The 19853-nt window shown below is 65.5% G+C and carries 20 protein-coding genes and 1 pseudogene; 7 read left to right on the top strand and 14 right to left on the bottom strand.

Annotated features, from left to right (window positions below; genetic code table 11):
- Together AC4ELH_RS04965 and AC4ELH_RS04960 are read left to right on the top strand one after the other, a co-directional pair.
- Positions 1 to 233 (top strand): helix-turn-helix domain-containing protein (locus AC4ELH_RS04965; protein ID WP_498883385.1); only part of this gene is annotated, 233 nt, incomplete at its 5' end.
- A complete protein-coding gene (locus AC4ELH_RS04960; RefSeq protein WP_498883384.1) occupies positions 230 to 1084 on the top strand; it encodes an IS3 family transposase in 855 nt (284 codons plus the stop codon). The genes AC4ELH_RS04965 and AC4ELH_RS04960, both read left to right, overlap by 4 nt.
- 68 nt (positions 1085 to 1152) lie before the next feature.
- Here the strand turns inward: AC4ELH_RS04960 and AC4ELH_RS04955 are convergent, their stop codons facing one another.
- Together AC4ELH_RS04955 and AC4ELH_RS04950 are read right to left on the bottom strand one after the other, a co-directional pair.
- Positions 1153 to 2634 (bottom strand): adenylate/guanylate cyclase domain-containing protein, encoded by a 1482-nt coding sequence (locus AC4ELH_RS04955; protein WP_448447952.1) that lies wholly within the window; start codon positions 2632 to 2634, stop codon positions 1153 to 1155.
- 16 nt (positions 2635 to 2650) lie between these two features.
- Positions 2651 to 3433, bottom strand: a complete 783-nt coding sequence (locus AC4ELH_RS04950; protein ID WP_064882637.1) for an enoyl-CoA hydratase — start codon at positions 3431 to 3433, stop codon at positions 2651 to 2653.
- A 206-nt stretch (positions 3434 to 3639) separates the two neighbouring features.
- On the opposite strand from AC4ELH_RS04950, the gene AC4ELH_RS04945 reads away from it, so the two are divergent.
- The 4 genes and pseudogenes from AC4ELH_RS04945 (at position 3640) to AC4ELH_RS04930 (ending at position 6186) form a co-directional block, all read left to right on the top strand.
- On the top strand, positions 3640 to 4359 hold the full coding sequence (locus tag AC4ELH_RS04945; RefSeq protein ID WP_082941676.1) for a TetR/AcrR family transcriptional regulator: 720 nt from the start codon (positions 3640 to 3642) through the stop codon (positions 4357 to 4359).
- 49 nt (positions 4360 to 4408) lie between these two features.
- Positions 4409 to 4942, top strand: coding sequence for a hypothetical protein (locus AC4ELH_RS04940; protein ID WP_498883383.1), 534 nt, complete (start codon positions 4409 to 4411; stop codon positions 4940 to 4942).
- 148 nt (positions 4943 to 5090) lie between these two features.
- A pseudogene (locus AC4ELH_RS04935) lies at positions 5091 to 5195 on the top strand (hypothetical protein); the annotation flags it as partial.
- A 145-nt stretch (positions 5196 to 5340) separates the two neighbouring features.
- Positions 5341 to 6186, top strand: a complete 846-nt coding sequence (locus tag AC4ELH_RS04930) for a mycofactocin-coupled SDR family oxidoreductase (protein ID WP_064882632.1) — start codon at positions 5341 to 5343, stop codon at positions 6184 to 6186.
- A 10-nt stretch (positions 6187 to 6196) separates the two neighbouring features.
- On the opposite strand, the gene AC4ELH_RS04925 is transcribed toward AC4ELH_RS04930, so the two are convergent.
- Positions 6197 to 7003: an SDR family NAD(P)-dependent oxidoreductase gene (locus AC4ELH_RS04925; protein ID WP_448447945.1), complete on the bottom strand. Its 807-nt coding sequence runs from the start codon at positions 7001 to 7003 to the stop codon at positions 6197 to 6199.
- 39 nt (positions 7004 to 7042) lie between these two features.
- On the opposite strand from AC4ELH_RS04925, the gene AC4ELH_RS04920 reads away from it, so the two are divergent.
- Complete coding sequence (locus AC4ELH_RS04920; protein ID WP_498883382.1) at positions 7043 to 8323, top strand: hypothetical protein; 1281 nt, start codon at positions 7043 to 7045, stop codon at positions 8321 to 8323.
- A 7-nt stretch (positions 8324 to 8330) separates the two neighbouring features.
- Here the strand turns inward: AC4ELH_RS04920 and AC4ELH_RS04915 are convergent, their stop codons facing one another.
- The 11 genes from AC4ELH_RS04915 to AC4ELH_RS04865 form a co-directional block, all read right to left on the bottom strand.
- Complete coding sequence (locus tag AC4ELH_RS04915) at positions 8331 to 10757, bottom strand: CaiB/BaiF CoA transferase family protein (RefSeq protein ID WP_498883381.1); 2427 nt, start codon at positions 10755 to 10757, stop codon at positions 8331 to 8333.
- A 4-nt stretch (positions 10758 to 10761) separates the two neighbouring features.
- Positions 10762 to 11745 carry an enoyl-CoA hydratase/isomerase family protein gene (locus tag AC4ELH_RS04910; protein ID WP_064885430.1) on the bottom strand — a complete coding sequence of 328 codons (984 nt, stop codon included), beginning with the start codon at positions 11743 to 11745 and terminating at the stop codon, positions 10762 to 10764.
- Positions 11738 to 12871, bottom strand: coding sequence for a M24 family metallopeptidase (locus AC4ELH_RS04905; protein ID WP_498883380.1), 1134 nt, complete (start codon positions 12869 to 12871; stop codon positions 11738 to 11740). The genes AC4ELH_RS04910 and AC4ELH_RS04905 overlap by 8 nt, the downstream gene beginning before the upstream one ends.
- Entirely contained in the window at positions 12861 to 14129 is a 1269-nt protein-coding gene (locus AC4ELH_RS04900) for a M24 family metallopeptidase (RefSeq protein WP_064885426.1), read from the bottom strand. The genes AC4ELH_RS04905 and AC4ELH_RS04900 overlap by 11 nt, the downstream gene beginning before the upstream one ends.
- Positions 14126 to 15289, bottom strand: a complete 1164-nt coding sequence (locus tag AC4ELH_RS04895; protein WP_498883379.1) for an amidohydrolase family protein — start codon at positions 15287 to 15289, stop codon at positions 14126 to 14128. Before AC4ELH_RS04895 ends, AC4ELH_RS04900 begins: the two co-directional genes overlap by 4 nt.
- Positions 15290 to 15339: 50 nt before the next feature.
- Complete coding sequence (locus AC4ELH_RS04890; RefSeq protein ID WP_498883378.1) at positions 15340 to 16557, bottom strand: cytochrome P450; 1218 nt, start codon at positions 16555 to 16557, stop codon at positions 15340 to 15342.
- A 21-nt stretch (positions 16558 to 16578) separates the two neighbouring features.
- Complete coding sequence (locus tag AC4ELH_RS04885) at positions 16579 to 16773, bottom strand: ferredoxin (protein ID WP_064885420.1); 195 nt, start codon at positions 16771 to 16773, stop codon at positions 16579 to 16581.
- Positions 16770 to 17435: a TetR/AcrR family transcriptional regulator gene (locus tag AC4ELH_RS04880; protein WP_174554292.1), complete on the bottom strand. Its 666-nt coding sequence runs from the start codon at positions 17433 to 17435 to the stop codon at positions 16770 to 16772. Before AC4ELH_RS04880 ends, AC4ELH_RS04885 begins: the two co-directional genes overlap by 4 nt.
- Before the next feature lie 163 nt (positions 17436 to 17598).
- Positions 17599 to 18405, bottom strand: coding sequence for an SDR family NAD(P)-dependent oxidoreductase (locus AC4ELH_RS04875; protein ID WP_498883377.1), 807 nt, complete (start codon positions 18403 to 18405; stop codon positions 17599 to 17601).
- Between the two features lie 30 nt (positions 18406 to 18435).
- Complete coding sequence (locus AC4ELH_RS04870) at positions 18436 to 19272, bottom strand: alpha/beta fold hydrolase (protein WP_498883376.1); 837 nt, start codon at positions 19270 to 19272, stop codon at positions 18436 to 18438.
- Positions 19269 to 19850, bottom strand: a complete 582-nt coding sequence (locus AC4ELH_RS04865; RefSeq protein WP_064885412.1) for an NADPH-dependent FMN reductase — start codon at positions 19848 to 19850, stop codon at positions 19269 to 19271. The genes AC4ELH_RS04870 and AC4ELH_RS04865 overlap by 4 nt, the downstream gene beginning before the upstream one ends.
- Positions 19851 to 19853 lie beyond the last annotated feature (3 nt).

Raw genomic sequence — 19853 nt, 5'->3', positions numbered from 1 at the left:
AGCAGTACCGGCTGTCCTCGGCCACGCTGGTGCAGACCTGGGTGCGGACCTACCGCCGGCTCGGTGAGGACGGGTTGAAACCCAAACCCAAAGGGCGCCAACCCAAAGACGCTGATTCCTCGTCGCAGGAGTTGACGGATCTGGCGCGGCTGGAGCAGGAGAATGAGCGGCTGCGAGCCGAGAACGCCTACCTAAAAAAATTGCGGGCCTTGAGGGCGCACGAACGGCGGTGAAAGCCGCCGCTGTCGCCGCTCTCAGGGCTGATCATCGGTTGCCGGTGCTGCTGCAGGTCGCGGGACTGGCGCGCTCGACGTTCTACTACCACCAGGGCAAACCCGAGGCGCCGGAGGCGCGCGCGGACCTCAAGACCGCGATCACCGAGGCATTCAAGGCCGCCCACGGCCGCTACGGGCACCGCCGCATCCACACGGTGCTGACCAAGCAGGGGTTCGTGGTGGCCAAAAAGACCGTGCTGGCGGTGATGCGCGAGCTGGCGCTGATCTGCCGGGTGCGGCGCCGCCGGCGCTACAACTCCTACACCGGCGGGCCCGGTCAGGTCGCCGAAAATCTTCTCAACCGCGAGTTCACCGCTGCCGCGCCGAATCAGAAGTGGGTCACCGACGTGACCGAGTTCCGCATCACCGATCGCAAGGTCTACTTGTCCCCGGTGCTCGATTTGTTCGACCGGTCGGTGGTGGCTTACGCGTGGTCGGCCAGCCCGAATGTGGAGTTGACCAACACCTCGCTGACCGCGGCGATCGCCACCTTGGAACCGGGTGAATGTCCGCTGGTGCACTCTGATCAGGGCTTCCAATACCGGCATTGGTCCTGGCGCAAGTTGCTCGGCGACGCGCAGGCGGTGCAGTCGATGTCGCGGAAAGCCAACTGCTATGACAACGCGGTCATGGAGAACTTCTTCGGTCACCTGAAGTCAGAAATGTTCCACCACAACCGGTTCGACACTGTCGAGGACTTCACTGCTGCCCTTGACACCTACATCCACTGGTACAACACCGAACGAATCTCGACAAAGCTCAAGGGCCTGAGCCCGGTCCAATACCGAGCCCAGGCCCTTGCCGCTTAAGCTCCAAACGTCAGTGTCCAACTTTCGGGGACCACTTCAGAAAAGGGGCAGTTTTGCGTCTGCTCGCGCTATGGGGTGACGGGCTCGGCGAAGACCGTGGCCGTCGAGCGGCCGCGCAGTACCGTCGAGCCGCGCACGGCCCAGTGCCCGCCCTCGTCAGCATCGGCATGGGCCAGAGCGCTTCCCGAACACAACACCGTCGACTCGCGGTCTTTGGCGTGGTCGGCCAGGCGCGCCGCTTCGTTGACGGCATCACCGATCACGGTGTACTCGTAGCGGTTCTCGGCGCCGATGTTTCCCGCGAACACCGAGCCGCACGAGATGCCCACGCCGAACTCCACATCCGGCAGCTGGTGCAGTCGGGGCACCAGTGCTCGCGCGGTGGCCAGTGCCGAGGTTGCCGGGTTGTCCAGCCGTAGCGGCGCACCGAAGACGGCGAGCACGGCGTCACCCTCGAACTTGTTGATCAGGCCTTGATGACGTTCGACGGTGTCCACCACGATCTTGAAGAACCCGTTGAGGAGTTGCGCCACTTCCTGAGGCGGGCGTGAGGCGGCGAGGGCTGTCGATCCGACCAGATCGACGTAGAGAACGGCGGCCTCGCGAACATCGCCGGTGACCGTCCCACCCTGCTGCAGCGCATGGCGGGCGACGTCGACGCCGACGTACCGACCGAACAGATCGCGCAACCGGTTCCGCTCGGCCAGGCCGGCCAGCATCCGATTGAATCCGTACTGGAGCCGGCCGATCTCCGACGATTCGTACACCTTCACCGAGACACCGGACCAGCCGCGCTCGACCGCTTTCATCGCGAGTACGACTTCTCCCACCGGGTCGGATACCGACCGCGCCACCAGGACCATGGACCGCAGCCCGAAGACCAGCGAGATGACGGCCACCACCAGCACTGCCGCCTCGACGGGCGCCGTCTTCTGCACGAACCAGCCGTTCGAGCGGGCCAGCACGATCAATGCGATACCGGCCAGGGGCAGCCCGCTGAACAGGGTCCAGATGGTGATCAGCCGGGCCAGCACACCGGGCATGCGCACCATCGTCGACGAGGATGCGGTCAGCGACGCGGCCACGATCGGCCGCAACATGCGTTGCGTCACCAGGAATCCCATGCAGGCAGCCGCGACACCACCGAAGAGGATCGCGCCGCCCATCACGTAGGCGACACCTCCACCGGCACCGAGGTTCAGCAGCGTGTACACGAGCGCGCTCACCGCCCAGGTGACGAACTGGATGATGGTCTGCCGCGGTGCGATACGCATCGCCGCGCGTTGCTGCTGCGCCGTCGGATTCTCCCCCGCGGCAAACCATTTGAACGTCGGGTGGACATTGACCCAACCCACGACGGTATCGACGATCGCGGCCGCGACCATCAGCGCGATCAGCGCAACAAGATTCGCCTGGGTCAGCAGCTCGCGCGCATCACCGACGGTGTTACGGCTGAGCGCCAGAACCACCAGCGTCACCGCAGCCGCCGCCGTGGTCTGCGCGTAGATCTGCCTGGCCGCGTAACTCACGCTGAGCCGGATCGCCCCCATCTTCAGAGGCCCAGGCCTACTTGATGTTCTGCTTCATTCCGTCGATATCCATCAGTACCGGCCATCCGCTGACGCTAAGCGCATTGCCGTGCCCGGTCTGGTGAATGTCGAACACCGATTGGATCGCGGCGTAGAAGCCCTGCACGTCGAGGGTCTGATTGACCGCGCGTTTGGCCTGGCGGAGCGCGAAGGCGGGCATCTGCGCGATCTGCGCCGCCAGCTCGGCCGTCTGGGCGTCGAGCTCGGCACGAGGGACAACCCGGTTGACCATGCCGGTGCGCTCAGCTTCCTCCGCGGTCAACGCCCGACCCGTGAACAGGATCTCCTTGGCCTTTCGGGCGCCGAGCTCCCAGGTGTGACCGTGGTACTCGACACCACCGATGCCCATCAGTGCCACCGGATCGGAGAACAGCGCATCGTCGGCGGCCAGGATCAGATCGCACGGCCAGCAGAGCAGCAGACCGCCGGAGATGCAGCGTCCCTGCACCGCCGCGATCGACGGTTTGGGCACATTCCGCCACCGCAGCGTGTACTCCAGATAGCGTCGCGACTCGTGCTCGATGAGAAATTCCAGGGTGATCTTGTCCGGCACCGGCCCGCCGCCACGCAGGTCATGGCCGGCCGAGAAGTGCTTCCCGTTGGCCCGCAGCACGATAACTTTCACCTCACGGTCATCGGCGGCCCTGGTCCACGCGGCATCGAGTTCGTCGAGGAGTTCGGGGTTCTGCGCGTTGGCGGCTTCCGGCCGGTTCAGTGTGATCGTGGCGATCGAATCGGCGACGTCATAGTCGATGTACACGTGGTTCCTTCTGCTCACCGCTGCCGCCCGACAGCCGTCTTTGCGATGCGGCAGCTACCGGCGAACAGTGCACCGGCGGCGCCGAATTTTGATGCGAAACCCTTCTTCTCAAAGGACTTCTATAATTCCCCTCATGAGAATACTATTCTCACAGTACGAAAGTTACAATCTCCGACACATTGGCCGCGAGGGGGTCTGGCACCACAATGGCAAGGCGTTCTCCGGTACAGTCAGTTCATGTTCTCCCCACTCGACAAGCGTCGGAGCAGCCAGTGACCACCGCTGGCGAAGAACCCGCGTGGAAGCAACGAGCTGTCGAGCGGTCGATCAAAACGGCCAAGTTGCGCGCCGCCCAGCGCGTTCAACGATTCCTCGACGCCGCCCAGGCGATCATCATCGAAAAGGGCAGCACCGACTTCACGGTCCAAGAGGTCGTGGACCGCTCTCGTCAATCGTTGCGCAGCTTCTACCTGCAGTTCGACGGTAAACACGAGCTCCTACTCGCATTGTTCGAAGACGCGCTGAGCCGCTCGGCCGACCAGATCCGAGCCGCCACCTCGACCCAGGGCGAACCGATCGAACGCCTGAAGGTCGCGATTCAGCTGCTTTTCGAATCGTCGCGCCCCGATCCGGCCGCCAAGCGCCCACTGTTCACCGACTTCGCCCCGCGTTTGCTGGTGTCGCACCCGTCGGAGGTCAAGGTCGCCCACGCACCGCTGCTGGCCCTGCTCACCGAGCTCATGGAGGAAGCGTCCGAGGCCGGTCAGCTCCGCGCGGGGATCAACCCGCGTCGGATGGCGGCGATGACGATGCAGACCGTGATGTTCGTCGCGCAATCCAGCGGAGGCGCCGACGAGGCATCGATCCATCCGATCAGCGCCGACGAGGTCTGGGACTTCGTGGCCAATGGATTCGCCGCCAGCTAGCTGAGAATTTCGTTCTCCTAAGAAAAGAATTCTCCTTACACTCAGGCGCGTGCCCGATCTCCGGACTCACGGCTACCGCGTCGCGCAATGGGCGACCGGCACCATCGGAACCCACGCATTGCGCTCGATCATCGAGCATCCACACCTGGAGTTGACCGCTGTTCATGTCTTCGGCGCCGACAAGGTCGGCACCGACGCGGGCGAACTGTGCGGCCTGGACCCCGCCGGCATCTCTGCCACCGACAACGTCGAGGCCGTTGTCGACGCGGGCATCAACGTGGTCAGCACGGGCGGCCAGTTCCACCATCCGCCCTCGGTCGACCCGGGGCTACACAGTGCCGTCCCGGAGGCTTGTGCGCGCGGGAACGCCACGCTGTATGCCACCGGCAGCAGCCCAGGCTTCATCACCGAGGCGATTCCGCTCACGCTGACGTCGGTGCACTCCGAGGGTCAGTCGGCGCTCGCGGCCGAGAACACCGCCATCCGGGCCGGACATCTCGCCGCCGGAACCGTGGCCGCACAACGAATCACCGTGTCGGGCTTCCGCTCGGGGCGACAGCTCCTGCCATTCCAGGCGGCCTGATACTGCGGTACGAACCTCACCGAGGACTGGGACCTGCGGCCCACCGGTTGGCGCCTGACCGGTGACGGCGATGCACCGATGCACCACTGGACATCGATGTCCGGATGCCGATTCCGCTCGATCGGATGGCAGCAGTTCCCCGGGATACACCGCGAACCGAGCGGTCAACGCGGTGCCATTCGTGTGCGCTGCCGAGCCCGGCATCCGGTCCACCCTGGACCTGCCGCAGACCGTGGCCACCATGACCGACTGAGAATTACGTTCTTCTAAGCAGAGAGTACAAATTGCCCGAAACGTATCTGTCGTTGACACGGTGGGTAGCCCGGTGACAGAGTTGCTGAGCAGGTGCACAGTATTTCACCGCTACGTGGCAGAAGAACACAGAACTGGGGTAATCAATGACTGGACGGGTGGAAGGCAAGGTCGCGTTCGTCACCGGCGCGGCCCGCGGCCAGGGACGTAGTCACGCGGTACGGCTGGCGCAAGAGGGCGCCGACATCATCGCGATCGACATCTGTGGACCGATCCGGCCCGGCGTGGAGACCGCCATCCCGGCCTCTACCTCCGATGACCTGGCCGAGACCGCGAATCTCATCAAGGGGCTCAACCGCCGCGTCGTCACGGCCGAGGTCGACGTTCGCGACGCCGATGCGATCAAGGCCGCGGTGGACAGCGGCGTCGAGCAGCTGGGCCGTCTCGACATCATCGTGGCCAACGCCGGCATCGGCAACGGCGGCGATGTCCTGCACGAGACCAGCCAGCTGGACTGGGACGAGATGATCGACATCAACCTTTCGGGTGTCTGGAAGTCGGTCAAAGCCGCTGTGCCGCACCTGATCGAAGGGGGCCGCGGCGGATCGATCGTCCTGACCAGCTCGGTCGGCGGACTCAAGGCCTACCCGCACTGCGGTAACTATGTCGCCGCCAAGCACGGCGTCGTGGGGTTGATGCGTGGCTTTGCCGTGGAGTTGGGTCAGCACAATATCCGTTGCAACACCGTGCATCCCACACATGTGGCGACCCCGATGCTCCACAACGACGGCACGTTCAAGATGTTCCGGCCCGACCTGGAGAACCCGGGTCCCGACGACATGGCGCCGATCTGCCAGCTGTTCCACACCCTGCCCATCCCGTGGGTCGAGGCCGTGGACATCAGCAACGCCGTGCTGTTCCTGGCCTCCGACGAGGCCCGTTACATCACCGGTGTGACGCTGCCGGTCGATGCGGGAAGCTGCCTCAAGTAGGTCCGGATCCCTAGCCCGGACCGAGTGTTGCGGCACCGGTCTGCGGGTGGCGGTACCAGCCACCCGCAGCCCGCGTGCCACCGTCGACGTGAAGCGTCTGCCCGGTGACATACCCGGACAGACCCGAGGCCAGATAGACCGCCGCCCCGGCGATTTCGTCGACATGACCGGCCCGGCCCAGTGGGATGGCATCAGCGATTCCCTCCGGTGGCCCGCCCGGCGACAGTGCCATGAGCCCCTCGGTGAGGGTGAGGTCGGGGGCGATCGCGTTGACCCGGATGTTGTGCTGCGACAGCTCGAACGACGCGGTCTGGGTGTAGTTGATGACGCCCGCCTTCGCCGCCGCGTACGCGGCATAACCGGGAGCCGCACGCACTCCCTCGATCGACGTGAGATTGATGATGCTGCCCGGCAATTCATCGGCGACCAATCGGCGCGCCACCCGCTGTGTGCACAAGAGGACGTGGCGCAGATTGCTCCGGTACAGCGCGTCCCAACCGTTCTCGCTCGTTTCCAGCAGCGACGAGGCGAACACTCCACCGGCGTTGTTGACCAGGATCTGGACCGGCCCCAGTTCGGCGGTCGTTCGGGCCAAGGCGGCATCCACCTGCTCGCTGTCGCGCACATCGGTGACGATGCCCAGTGCCCCGACGGTTTCAGCGGACTCTGCACAGCTCTGCTCGTTGCGCTCCCAGATGGCCACCGAGGCACCGAACGCCGCCAACCCAGCAGCGATACCCCGGCCGATGCCGGCGCCCCCGCCGGTGACCACAGCCACCTGTCCCGTGAGCAGAATGTCAGAAGGATTGATAGCCATAGTGATTGAGGCTAGCGCTGGTGCGGGCGGTGAGGCTAGATGCAACGTTGGGTGACCGGCGACGGAACCGGCCTTGAGTTCCCCGCTGATCCGGACACACTCCGTGACGCCGGACCGGTGTTCCTGACCGCGGCCCTGCACGCCTTCGGCGCTCTCCCGCAGGAAAACCGGATCAGCGCGATCACCCGGTTCGAGGATTGCACCGGAGGCAGCACCGGACGCAAAGCCCTATTGGACGTTCGGTACGCGGATCCGGCCGACGGCCTGCCTACCGAGCTGTTCGTGAAGTTCTCCCGCGACTTCGACAACCCCCGCCGCGATCGCGGTAAGTCGCAGATGGAGCTCGAGGTGGCTTTCGGGGCGTTGTCGGCCGACACCAAGCTGCCCGTCACCGTGCCGGTGTGCCTGTTCGCCGACTACCATGGGGCGTCGTGTACCGGGATGCTGTTGACCGAGCGGATCTCGTTGGGCACCTCTGGGATTGAACCGCACTACGGCAAGTGTCTCGACTACCGGATGCCCGATCCCCTCGGTCACTACCGGGCCCTGCTGGCCTCGGTAGCGCGGCTCGCCGGCACACACCAGTCCGGCTCCCTCCCCGACACCGTGACCGGTCAGTTCCGTTACGACGCCGCCAAAGTGACGGTCGGCACCCGAACGCACCACTCCCCCGACGAACTCGCCGAGCAGGTGCACCGGCTGACCGCATTCGCGGACCGCTACCCGGCGTTGATGCCCCGGAGCGTCGGCCGCCCGGAGTTCATCACGCGCATGCTCGCCGACGTCGGCCGGATCGCCGCTGCCGAGGACGCCGTCATGACCTGGCTTCACGCCACCGCGGACCAGGTGGCGCTCTGCCACTGGAACGCCAACGTCGACAACGCCTGGTTCTGGCGCGAGCCGGACGGGACGTTGAGGTGCGGGTTGATGGACTGGGGCTGTGTCAGCGTGATGAACGTCGCGATGGCCCTGTGGGGTTCGCTGTGCAGCGCCGAGACAGAGATCTGGGAACGGCACCTCGACGGACTGCTGGCCCACTTCGCGGCCGAGTTCCGCGCCGCCGGAGGGCCCGCACTGGACATTGCGCGGCTCCGCGCCCAACTGATGCTCTACGCCGCGGTGATGGGAGTGACCTGGCTGCTCGACGCGCCCACCTACCTACAGACCACCCTCCCCGGTCCTACGATCAACCGCTTCGACCCGCGGATCGCCGACAACGAGCCGGTGCGGTCGCAGCTGCTGATGCTGAGCAACGTCCTGCACCTCTGGGACACCCAGGATTTCGGTACTCTGCTCGACGAGTTCGAGCGCCTGCCCTGAGCCCGGCTCAGCGAGTTGCCTTGCGACGTCCGCCCACCCCGGGTTCTGTGCCGATCACGCCGTCGTCGGCAAGTGCGGTGATCTCCTCGTCGGACAGTCCGAGCTCTGCCAGCAGTTCGTGATTGTGCTCGCCGAGCAGCGGTGCTGCCTGCCGGTGCAGTGCCCGCGGCCCGTTGGCGAGCGAGACGGGCAGGGTGCTGTGGGGTGCGGCGTTGTTCACCGGATGCCCGACATGCTCGAAGAACCGTCGGAAGCGCACCTGCGGAAGCTCCAACTGACGGTGCGGCTGCATCACCTTGGCCACCGGAACCTGGGCAGACCAGAGTATTTCGACGATCTCGTCGCCGCTGCGAGGTAGGCACCAGGCCGCGAGTTTCTCGTCGATCAGATCGTGGCGATCCCGGCGCCCGGCGGCGGTGTCCAATGCCGGATCCATCGCCCAGTCCGGTTGCCCGAGCGCCGCACGGAGCGCGGCCCACTGGGCATCGGTGCTGACCGCGATCGCCACCCAACTGTCGGCATGGCCGAACTCGTCGATCTCGGCGGTCTGGTAGATGTTCTGCGGCGCCGCGGCCGGCCCCCGGTTGCCGTCGCGCTGAAGCAGCGTGCCGTAGGCCGAGTATTCGATGACCTGCTCGGCGCCGATGTTGAGTGCGGCGTCGACCATCGCGGCCTCGACAAGCACCCCTTTCCCGGTGCGACGCCGGTGCTCGAGTGCAAGCATCAGTCCCGACAGCGCATGCACGCCGGCGTTGGGGTCGCCGATCGAATACGGTTCGAACGGAGTGCGATCCGGGTAGCCGGTGAGCCAGCTCAATCCGGACGCATCCTCGATGATGTAGGCGAAGGCCGGGTTGTCCCGCCACGGCCCGTCGAGGCCGAAGCCGGGCATCCGGACCATGATGATGTCGTCGCGCAGCTCTCGGAGCGAGTCGAAATCGAGCCCGATCTGTTCGATCACCCTCGGGGTGAAGTTCTCCACCACGACGTCGCAGGTGGCGATCAGCCGGCGCAGCAGATCCCGGCCCTGTTCGGTCTGGAAGTCCAGGGTCAGGCTCTTCTTGTTGGTGTTGAGCGCACTGAAGATCGGCGATTGCTCCCACCACTGCTCGACGGAGGCCGGGATACCGGCGATCAACCGGGTGCCGTCCGGGCGTGGGGTCGACTCGAGGTGGATGACCTCGGCCCCGAGCATGCCCAACAGATGGGTGCACGAGGGCCCGGCCCAGAACGTGGTCATGTCGAGCACACGCAACCCGCTGAACGGCAACCGATCGCCGCCGGGAGTACCGGTCGGCGCATCGCGCGGGGTCAGTGCCGTCGCCCGGATCTCTTCGGTGTGCTCACCGAGGCGGGGAGCCGGCGCCGCTTCACGCAACGCCACCCCGGACAACCGGTACGGCGCGGCGGGCTGGGTGAACCCGTACTCAGGGTTGCGGACGAACGCCTGCCGCTGCACGAAATGGTCCATGGCGGTGACGTTCTCACCGTTGCCGACCGGAGAGTTCGGGATCCGGAATGCGGACGCGAGGTCACGGACGTCGTCCACGTTCTGGTCGCGCAGCCAGTCGTAGAGCTCCTCGGCATGAAGGTTGGCCTGCTCGGTGATGGTGAGCTCGGAGTTTTCGTCGATCCACTCGTCATGGCCCGACATCGCGCACAGATCCCACCACTGCTGGGCAGTGCCACATCCGAGCGCCACGAGCCCGTCGGCGGCCTCCGCGACCCCGGGAACCGTGGGCCTGCGCTCGGTACGCCACGGACGGCCCAGCATCTCGAAATAGGTGACCGGGTAATACGTCAGGCCCAGGATCTGTGCCTCCAGCGCCGACAGGTCCACCAGTTCGCCGTGGCCGTCACGGATCGCCCGCGCTCGGAACGCCAGCGTCATCGCCGCCGCATAGGCGCCGGCCAACCACTCGCCCACCTGGCCGCCGATGGACACCGGCGCTCGGTCCTGCACGCCGCGGCCGATGCCGATCGCGCCGCCGGACCACGCCTGCAGGGTGAATTCGGTGGCAGCCCTGCCGCTCCAGGGACCATCCAACCCGAACGGCGTGATCGTGGTGAGGATCAGATGGGGATGCCGGCGAAACAGATCCTCCGGCGCGACCTTCTGGGCCACAGCAGATTCCGGGGACCAGATCACGGCATCTGCCGCTGCCACCAGCCGGTCGAGCAACTCATTGTCGACGGAGGACTCATGGTCAACGACCACACTGCGTTTCCCGCCCGCCAGGAAGGCGAACAACGCACCATCCCGGTCCGGCCCGATATGTGCCCCCGACGCCGACCAGCGGCGCAACGGATCGCCCTCGGGCGATTCGACTTTGATCACATCTGCGCCGCCGTCGGCGAGGATCTTCGTGGCGTACGCGCCCGCGATCCCGCTGGACAGGTCGATGACGGTGTAGCCGTCAAGTGGTGAACTCATGTGCTTATTCGGGTTTCGCCCTGTTCTTCTTGGAGAGCCGGAAATCGGGCGGGAACTTGCTGTCGTTGTCGTTGACCGCGGCCGACAGTCCCGAATCGATCGACTCGAACATGTCCAGGTCGTCATCGCTGTCGTTGGCCACCCCGTTGCCCATCGACTCGAAGAACGCGCTCAGCAGGCTGCCCATGTATTCGCCCTGCTGCTGCTTGAAGATCTCGAAGAACATCTTCTGCTGAAAGACGGTGTCCACCGGCCGGTTCCGGGTACAGGAGAGCGCGTACTTCTGCACTTCGGCTTCCAGCTGATCGCGGGCAACGACCTTGTTCAGGAAGTTGCAGTCGTACATTTCCGCGGCGGTGAACGGCCGCCCGGTGAAGACCATCTCCTGGAACTTGCGCAGGCCCATCATCTGGACCCACGTCCACATCCGTGGTCCCCAGCCGTGATACCGGAAGGACGGATGCCCGAACAGCGCGTCATCAGAGGAGATCACCAGATCGGCATCAGCGCACTGGTAGAAGTGCCAGCCGTAGCAATAGCCCTTCGCCTCGACGATGCTGATCTTCTTGAAGTCCTGCAACGCCCGGTTGCCGGCCTGGGAGTTGGCATACCACGAGCTGATCGTCGCTCCGTTGCGGAACGTCCCCTTGGGCGGGTAGGTCACCTCCCCGACTCCGTCGTCTTCGAGCCGCAGCTCCGCCAGTCGGGCCGCCGGGTTGTCGTTGCCCTCCATGAACTCCGGCAGATCCGCCCCGCTGCCCAGGTTGTCCCCCACGCCGCGGATGATCACCACCTTGACGTCGTTGTCGGCGTTGGCCGCCCGCAGCACGTCGGCGTAACGCAGCCGTGCCATCGACGTCGGGGCGTTGAGAAACTCCGGCCGGTTGAACGTGATGGTGGCGATCTTGGTCTTGGGGTCCTTTTCGTAGAGGATGATCTCCTCCGGTGTGGGCCGCTCTGCGGCAGAAGGCTGGAGCCGCTCAGACATGTGCCACCTCGCTGTCGGTCGGGGCCTGGGTCAGCACCTCAGGGCCGTCGGCCCCCACGACAATGGCATCGCGGGTGAACACCGCGCCGACGCCCTGCTCCCAGACGTAGCCCGTGACGGCCACGACCATGCCCTCCTCGAGAATGTCGGCCTCGGCGGTCGCCCGGAGGCTGGGCGACACCACTGGTGGGTCGAATCCCAGTCCGAGCCCGTGCGCCACCGGCATCGCCGGCAACGGTTCGCCGGCCTGTTCGTACGCATCGAGTAGCCCGCTCGTCGGCTTTCCGGCGCGGCAGGCATCAACCAGCCTGTCCCACAGGTTATCCCGGCGCCGGTACAGCGATCGAACCGCATCCGTCGGTTCGCCCACGTAAATCGTCCGCGCCACCTCCGCGACGTAACCGTCCGCGAGCACACCCGCCGACAGCGCCACCAGGTCACCCCCGCTCACGCGGCCATCGCCTTCGGCACGACGCCACGGATGGTCTTTCGAGGTGACCCACGCAGCGTCCTGGGTCGCCGGGGTGCTCACCCCGCCTGCGGCCTCGGCCTCCAATATCGCACCGGCGAGGCGCTTCTCGGTGGTTCCCGGAACCAACTCGGCGACGCCTTTCGCCAGCCCTTCCTCGGCGACTGCCAGCGCCCGCCGCAGCGCCACGATCTCTTCGGGAGTCTTCACCCGACGCGCGGCCCGCATCGCCTGCTCACCGTCGACAAGCTCCGCGTTCGGGAAGGCCATCGGCAGCAGCTTGGCGAAGGTCGGCGTCAGGGCATCTGTTCCGATGCGCCACGCCGAATCGGAGCCCTTGATGTTCCGCAGCACCTCGACCAAGGTCATCGGGTTCCAGGCGAAGCCGTACAGATTCTCGTGTGGGATCTCCTCGGGGATGCCCTCGTCCCACGTGCTGTTCAGGTGGATCTCACCCGTGGCACGGACGAACGTGCAGATCGGCCCGAAAGGCCGGGTACCCACCACCCACAACTGCGGGGCGCCGGAGATGTACCGGACGTTGGCCTGCCTGCCCAGTACCAGCGCATCGAGGCCGTAGGCCTCCATCTGTGCGATGGCGCGCTCCCGACGGCTGACGCGCAGTGCCCGGCCGTCGGCCTCGATATCAATTCCCACGGGACACCTCATACGGGTCGTACGGATATGCGGTCAGCGGCATCCAGCCGCCCTCGGTCACCACGACGATTTCCTCGCCGCGGTAGCCGCCGGTGCCGTCCTCCCAGACCACCGGCTCGAACACCAGCAACATGCCTTCGGGGAAGACGAAGTTGTCGTCCCATTCCTGGCCGAGATCCGTTCCGATCATCGGCATTTCAGCTGCGCTGGTACCGATGCCGTGTCCCAGGTAGAAGTGCGGCAGCCACGGCTTCTGTCCGTCGCCGGCTGCCGTCGCCGCCCGGCCGAGGTCGCCACAGGTGGCGCCGGCCTTGGTTACCGAGAGCACCGCGTCGACGATGCGACTCCACTTGTCGAATTGCTTCTGTTGGGCCGGCGTCGGGTCCTGACCGACGATCCAGCTACGTCCGTGATCGGAGCACCAGCCGTGGTAGGCGATGGACACATCGGTCCACAGCACATCGCCTCGCTGCAACTCGCGCTCGGTGGTCAGCAAGGGCAGAGCGAGATCACCGGTGGTGGTCCAGGTACCTTCGGCCTTCGACGCGGGCATGACCTGCCATATCGAGTCGAACATGTTGGTCGTGGCGCCCAGTTCGAAAGTCCGACGGACGAATTCGGCAGAAAGGTCGATCTGGCGTACGCCGGGTGCCAGCGACTTGTAGATCTCCCCAACGGCCTGTTCGGTGATCTGACACGCCCGGCGGATGCAGGCGATCTGGTCGATGGTCTTGACGAGCTTCGCCGCACCGATCACCGGGGCGGCATCCACCGGTGCGCTGGGGAACAGTGCGCTGCCGGCCAACCGCATCGCTCCGGTCAACTCGTCGGTCGCAATCGTCGCGCCGGAAGGCACCAAGCGAGCCAGGATCTTCGCGAATTCCGCCACGCCCTCGTCGAATTCGAGGTAGACCGGCCCGTGCAGGTGATCATCGGGCAGCCCGGTTTCCATGGCCGCACCCTCACGGAACGGCAGGAACAGGTGCGGGTGTTCATCATCGGCCAGCACGACCGCGATCGGCCGCTCGACATGTGACAGCCCCGCGTCGGCCAGCGGCCAGGCGATGCCGGTGGCGTACATGACGTTGCCGTTACCGAGCAGCACGAGTGCATCGACACCCTGGTCGGCCATCGCGGCGTGCAGACGCGCACCGACCTCACGGCGCATCCGGGCGAGATCGGGCTCGTCGGGAATGTCGAGCGGGGTGAAGCCGGTTCGGGCGATCTGGGTGACTCCGGACAGCGTCGAGCTCGTCATAGGAGCCCCAGGAACTTCTGAATGTTGGTCGACACGATCTTGGTCGCATTCTCCGGCCCGACTGCTTCAACGACAGTGGCCAGCGACTTCTCCGAGTACCCGAAAGTGCTTTCGTTGTGCGGATAGTCGCTGGACCACATCACGTTGTCGACACCGATCTGGTCGATCAGCCGCAGTCCGAGCGGATCCACCATGAACGAGGCGGCCATGTGCTCGTTCCAGTAGTACCGGACATCCTGTTGCAACTCGTGGTTGAACATGTGCCGGTAGGAGGCCAGCATGTGCTCGGCGTCCTGCAATGCGGTGGGAACCCACGCGATGCCGCCCTCGAACCAACCGATCTTGAGTGTGGGATGCCGGTCGAGGATGCCGGAGAAGACGTACTTGGCGAACTGCTCACGGAAGGAGTCGACGTTGACCATCATGCCGACCACGACGCTGTTGTTCTCGCACGGGGTCTTGGGCGGTGTCTCGCCGATGTGGTGGCTGACCGGGATGCCGGAGGCCTCGATCTCGTCCCAGACTGCATCCATCGCGGTGCTGCCGTAGTCGTAGATGTTGCCTTCGTCGTCCTTGCCCGGATTCAGCGGCAGTAGGAAGGTCTTGAGGCCAAGCGACTTCAGCTCCTCCAGGGTGCTGCGCGTGCCCTTCGGATCCCACCAGTTGATCAGGCCGACGCCGTAGAAGTGCCCGTTCGACTGCTCCTGCAGAGCGGCGATGTGCTCGTTGTAGATCCGGAACACCCGCTCGCGCAATGCCTTGTCCGGGTAGTGGAACAAGGCCAGCACCGCGTTGGGGAATGCCAGTTCCTTGTCGATGCCGTCTTCTTTGAGCTCCCGGATGCGGGCCGCGATGTTGTTCGACGCGGCACCGGCGAGATCGTCGTACTGCATCAGCACGCGGCCGAAATCGCCTCCGGTCCAGGCCTTGCCCTTCATGCCGACCATGTAGGCGCCGTCCTCATACCAGATGCGGGGCGCCGCGCCCTTGAGCTCCTCGGGGAAGCGCTCAAAGAAGATATCGTCGGCCACCGAGATGTGGTTGTCGGCCGAGAAGATCTCGGTGCCTGGTGGCAGTCCGAGATCGCCGGTGGCATGACCTTTCCGGTTTTTGGGGGCGCCGAAGCCTTCCGGTGGATAGAGGGTCGTCGAAGTAGTCATCTGTGGTACTCCAATCGGGCTGTAGGGGCTGAAGGCCGGCGTGCCGGCAGTTACCACGTAACGGGTAGTTCGTAGACGCCGTAGGCGAGGCGGTCGTGCTTGAACGGCACCTCGTCGAGCGGGATGGCCAGGCGCAGGGTCGGGATCCGGCGCAGCAGGGTGTGGAACACGATCTGCAGCTCGGCGCGTGCCAGCTGCTGACCGACACATTGATGCCTGCCGTAGCCGAAGCCGAGTTGCTGGCCGGCGTCGCGGCTGAGGTCGAGCTTGTCGGGCTCCGGGTAGGCCTTCGCGTCCCAGTTGGCCGGAGACAGGTCGATGATGACGCCGTCACCGGCGCGGATGGTCTCGCCGCTGATCTCGATGTCCTCCAGCGCTACCCGCCGCTGGCCGGTCTGGATGATGGACAGGTAACGCATCAGCTCTTCGACCGCATTGGCGATGACCTTGGGGTCCTCGGCATTTCGCAGGAAATCGGCCTGCTCAGGGTTCTCCAGCAGCGCAAGGATGCCGATGCCGATCATGTTGGCGGTGGTCTCATGTCCGGCGATCAGCAGACCGGTGCCCAGCTGCGCGGCCTCCTTGACGCTGATCTCCGCGGCCGTCACGCGCTCGGCCAGATCCGAGACCGCATCCTCAGACGGGTTGGCCTGCTTCTCCTCGACCAGATTGATCAGGTACTGATGCAGGCTCATCGCGCCCTTCTGCATGGCATCGGCTGCCGCGTAGCGGGCCAGGCCGGCGTTGGCATGCTCCTGGAAGAACTCGTGGTCTTCATAAGGGACACCGAGCATCTCGCTGATCACCACGGTGGGCACCGGCAAGGCCAGCTTGGCAACCAGGTCGGCGGGCTGCGGTCCGGCCAGGATCTCGTCGATGCACTCGTCGGTGATCTTCTGGATGGCCGCGCGTAGTCCCTCGACGCGACGGAACGTGAACGGCTTGGACAGCATCCGGCGGAACCGGGTGTGCTCCTCTGCATCGGAGGTGAACACCGAGCGCGGCCGCTTGTCGACGGTGGAGAGCATGTGCTCGTTCCAGTGTGGGAAACCTGCGATCCGGTCGTCCACACTGATCCGGGAGTCCGCGAACAGGGTCCGGGCCTCTTCATGACCGGTGATCAACCACGGGGTGTCGCCGTTCCAGATCTTCACACGGAACAGGCCTTTGGGGTTTCCCAGCATGGGTGGCGGCGGCGCGAACGGGCACCGCACGTCGCGCTCCATCGGGTAGTCGGGGATGTCGACTTCGGTCAGCGTCTCAGACATGTGGAGCTTCCATTCCTCAAGTCAGTCTTGAATTTCGATGGCCAGGGCTGGGCATGCCGCCGCAGCACGGCGGGCGTTGTCGATCTGTTCCGGGCTGGGGACGGGTTCGAGTAGGACCACGACGCCGTCTTCGTCGCGCTGGTCGAACACCGCGCTGGCATTGAGTACGCACTGCCCCGAAGAGACGCACTTGTCCTGGTCGACAGTGACTTTCATAGGAGGTCGCTTTCTTGGGTAACCGGCGCCATCCAGAGACCGACGATCGCGTCGATCAGCCCCGATGCCGCGCCCTGCCAGGACGCCCGCGGCACGGTGCCGCCCTGAGCCATCGCGCGTTCGCGATCAGCGGCACTGTGCATCAGGAGATTGCGCGCCATGATGTTGCGTTCGACCCGGATCTCGTCGGGCAGATCGGGCAGGCTGTTCTTCATCCCGTCGATGACCTGCACCAGCGACTCCGAGCTCAGAGCATCGCGCACCACGATGTTGTGGTAGGCCGGATCGGTCATCACCTGAGCGGCGAACCTGGCATACCAGGTCGGGTTGCCCAGCGCGGCAAGGTGATCAGTGAGTGGCTGCACCAGACAGGCGACCCAGTCCCGTAGCTCGGCCGAAGCGCCGGTGTCGGCCACCATCTGCTCGCGCAGGCATTCGATCGGACCACGGTGCTTGTGCTCGATCGCGCGGACCAGATCGGTCTTGGTACCGAAGTGGTAGCCGACGGCGGCGTTGTTGCCCTGCCCGGCCGCCTCACTCACCTGACGGTTGGACACCGCGAACACCCCATGCTCGGCGTAGAGGCGCTCAGCCGCCTTGAGGATCGCCTCCTGGGTACTGCTGGCCCGATCGGCGCGAGCGGTCCGGTTGGCTGCTGTCACCGTTACAGTCAACGCGCCTCCTGTAATTAAGTCAAGCACTTGATTTAAAGCCCTGGGACCGCTGCGCCACGCCTGGGCAACGAGCGCGCCGACACGACGGTTCTCGACGGAAAAACCTGGTTACCGCGGCAAAAACATAGTCTCGGCGGGGTTGGTTGGTGGGCTATTTGGGCTTTCTCACGATGACCTTGCCTGCGACGGTGCCCCCATCGATCGGCAGGACGGTTCCCGTCACGTACCGGGACCGGTCGGTCGCGAAGTACAGCGCCGCCTCGGCCACATCCTCGACCGTGCCCTCGCGCTTGAGCGGGCGGTCGTTGCGCATCTGCGCCCGGATCCCCGCCTCGAACTCCTCGATGCGCTCGCGCTCCTCCGGCGAGGCCGACTTGGCCACGATCGCGGTGCGGATGTTGCCCGGGGCGATCGCGTTGACTCGGATCTCGTAGTGGGCCAACTCGATCGACGCCGACTTGGTGAACTGGATGACCGCGGCCTTTGACGCGCGATACGTCATCACGCCACCGCCCGCCTGGATCCCGCCGATCGAGGTCAGGTTGAGGATCGATCCGCCGCCATGCTCGGACATGTACCGAGCAGCATCGCGGGTGCCGGCCATGACAGCCCGGACGTTGACTCGCATCACGGTGTCGAAATCAGCGAGGTCGTCGTCGAGGAAGCGGCGGTGCATCCGGCCCGAGACCCCGGCGTTGTTGACCATGACGTCGAGGCCGCCGAAGGTGTCGACCGCTGTCGAGACCAGCCGCCCCACCTGCTCGACGTCACCCACGTCGGTGAACAGGAACGCGGTGTTGTCACCGAGTTCGGCGGCGAGCGCCTTGCCACGATCCTCGTCGACATCGCCTATCAACACCTTGGCGCCCTCGGCGGCGAACCGGCGCACCAGCCCCTCACCGAGACCCGACGCACCGCCGGTGACGACCGCGACTTTTCCGGCCAACTCGTTACTCATGCGCGATCCCGCTCCGCTTCTCGCTCGTGGTCATTCGACCTCTTTCAGAAATTCCAGCAGCACCTCGACGAGTGCGGCGGGCTGTTCGATCTGCGGGCAGTGCCCGGCACCGGGAATCACCGCACTGCGGGCGCCGGCAATCTGGCCGGCGATTTCGGCGGCCCAACCGGACGGCAGCAGCTTGTCACGATCCCCCTCGATGATCATGGTCGGCACACTGATGCGGTCGTATGCCCGCTGCGACGACGGCATCGCCGGCGCTTCCAGGCCGGGCCGCCGAAACCGGGCCGCGGCCAAGGATTCCCAGGCGCCCGGCGCGATACTCGACTCGTACCGGCGCTGCACATATGCCTCGTCGGCAGGGTAGGAGGGGTCGGCGAACAGTGCGGTGACGATGCGTCGCATCCCGTCCAGCGTGGCGTCGTAGTCGTACAACGCCGCCGAGTGTTCGTTGCGCTGGATCTCCCCTCCCCCACAGATCGCCGTGAGCGATCGCACCGGGAGGCGTGGGGCCTCCGACGTGGTATCGACGAGCAGATTGATCGCGCCCATCGAGTTGCCGACGAAATGTGCTCCCGCGACACCGAGTTCGGTACAGAACCGGGCGACGTGCCGAATCCGCATGCCCCGGCCGTCGTTGAAATCGATGACCTTGGCGCTCTCACCGAAGCCGAGCATGTCCGGAGCGAGCACCCGGTAGTGCTCGGCCAGTGCTCCGATCGCACGCTCCCAACCCAATTCGGCACTGACGCCGAACTCGCCACCATGAAGTAGGACGACAGGGTCGCCGGACCCGGCTTCCAGGTAGCCGGTCGTCAGACCGTCGACATCGATGGTCTTGCGTACGAATGTGCGCTGTGCCGTCACTGCGGGGCTCCGCCGGAACGCCCGAAATTCAGCAACTGGGTGGCCAACATGTCGAGTTGGCCGCGCACCGTTCCGTCGGCCAATTCACCTGTCTCAGACCAGATCTTGTCCGCGGAGTTGATCGCTACCCCCAGCGGGGTGGGCCAGGCCCGTAGTGCGTGACCGATCGAACGCAACTGGCCCAGCGTGCCCACTGCCGCCTGCCAGCCGTAGGCGCAGCTGATGCAGCCCCACGGGGTGTTGTCCAGGTACACCCTCGGGTCCTCCCGCAGATCCTCGATGTAGTCCAACGCGTTCTTGACCAGACCGGAGATCGCGCCGTGGTAGCCCGGCGAGCCCACCACCACCGCGTCGGCGTCACGCAGCGCGGAGACGAACTCCAGGGCCGCGGGCGTGCGCTCCAACGAATGCGGCGCGTACATCGGCAACTCAAGATCCGGTCCGGCGAACATCCGCGTTCGGCCTCCTTGCCGCTCCACGGCTGCCAGGCAGTACCGCACGGCCCGCTCGGTCGACGAGTCGGCGCGCAGCGTGCCGCCCAACCCGACCACGAACGGCACTTTTTCAGTTGACGTCATGTT

Source organism: Mycobacterium shunyiense (assembly GCF_058270075.1).
This window is presented reverse-complemented; position numbering and strand designations above follow the sequence as displayed.

Coding starts and splice junctions, on each gene's coding strand:
- AC4ELH_RS04895 (WP_498883379.1), bottom strand. CDS start 15,289: ATGACTACTTCGACGACCCTCTATCCACCGGAAGGCTTCGGCGCCCCC.
- AC4ELH_RS04900 (WP_064885426.1), bottom strand. CDS start 14,129: ATGACGAGCTCGACGCTGTCCGGAGTCACCCAGATCGCCCGAACCGGC.
- AC4ELH_RS04930 (WP_064882632.1), top strand. CDS start 5,341: ATGACTGGACGGGTGGAAGGCAAGGTCGCGTTCGTCACCGGCGCGGCC.
- AC4ELH_RS04910 (WP_064885430.1), bottom strand. CDS start 11,745: ATGTCTGAGCGGCTCCAGCCTTCTGCCGCAGAGCGGCCCACACCGGAG.
- AC4ELH_RS04925 (WP_448447945.1), bottom strand. CDS start 7,003: ATGGCTATCAATCCTTCTGACATTCTGCTCACGGGACAGGTGGCTGTG.
- AC4ELH_RS04920 (WP_498883382.1), top strand. CDS start 7,043: ATGCAACGTTGGGTGACCGGCGACGGAACCGGCCTTGAGTTCCCCGCT.
- AC4ELH_RS04875 (WP_498883377.1), bottom strand. CDS start 18,405: ATGAGTAACGAGTTGGCCGGAAAAGTCGCGGTCGTCACCGGCGGTGCG.
- AC4ELH_RS04945 (WP_082941676.1), top strand. CDS start 3,640: ATGGCAAGGCGTTCTCCGGTACAGTCAGTTCATGTTCTCCCCACTCGA.
- AC4ELH_RS04955 (WP_448447952.1), bottom strand. CDS start 2,634: ATGGGGGCGATCCGGCTCAGCGTGAGTTACGCGGCCAGGCAGATCTAC.
- AC4ELH_RS04915 (WP_498883381.1), bottom strand. CDS start 10,757: ATGAGTTCACCACTTGACGGCTACACCGTCATCGACCTGTCCAGCGGG.
- AC4ELH_RS04865 (WP_064885412.1), bottom strand. CDS start 19,850: ATGACGTCAACTGAAAAAGTGCCGTTCGTGGTCGGGTTGGGCGGCACG.
- AC4ELH_RS04890 (WP_498883378.1), bottom strand. CDS start 16,557: ATGTCTGAGACGCTGACCGAAGTCGACATCCCCGACTACCCGATGGAG.
- AC4ELH_RS04885 (WP_064885420.1), bottom strand. CDS start 16,773: ATGAAAGTCACTGTCGACCAGGACAAGTGCGTCTCTTCGGGGCAGTGC.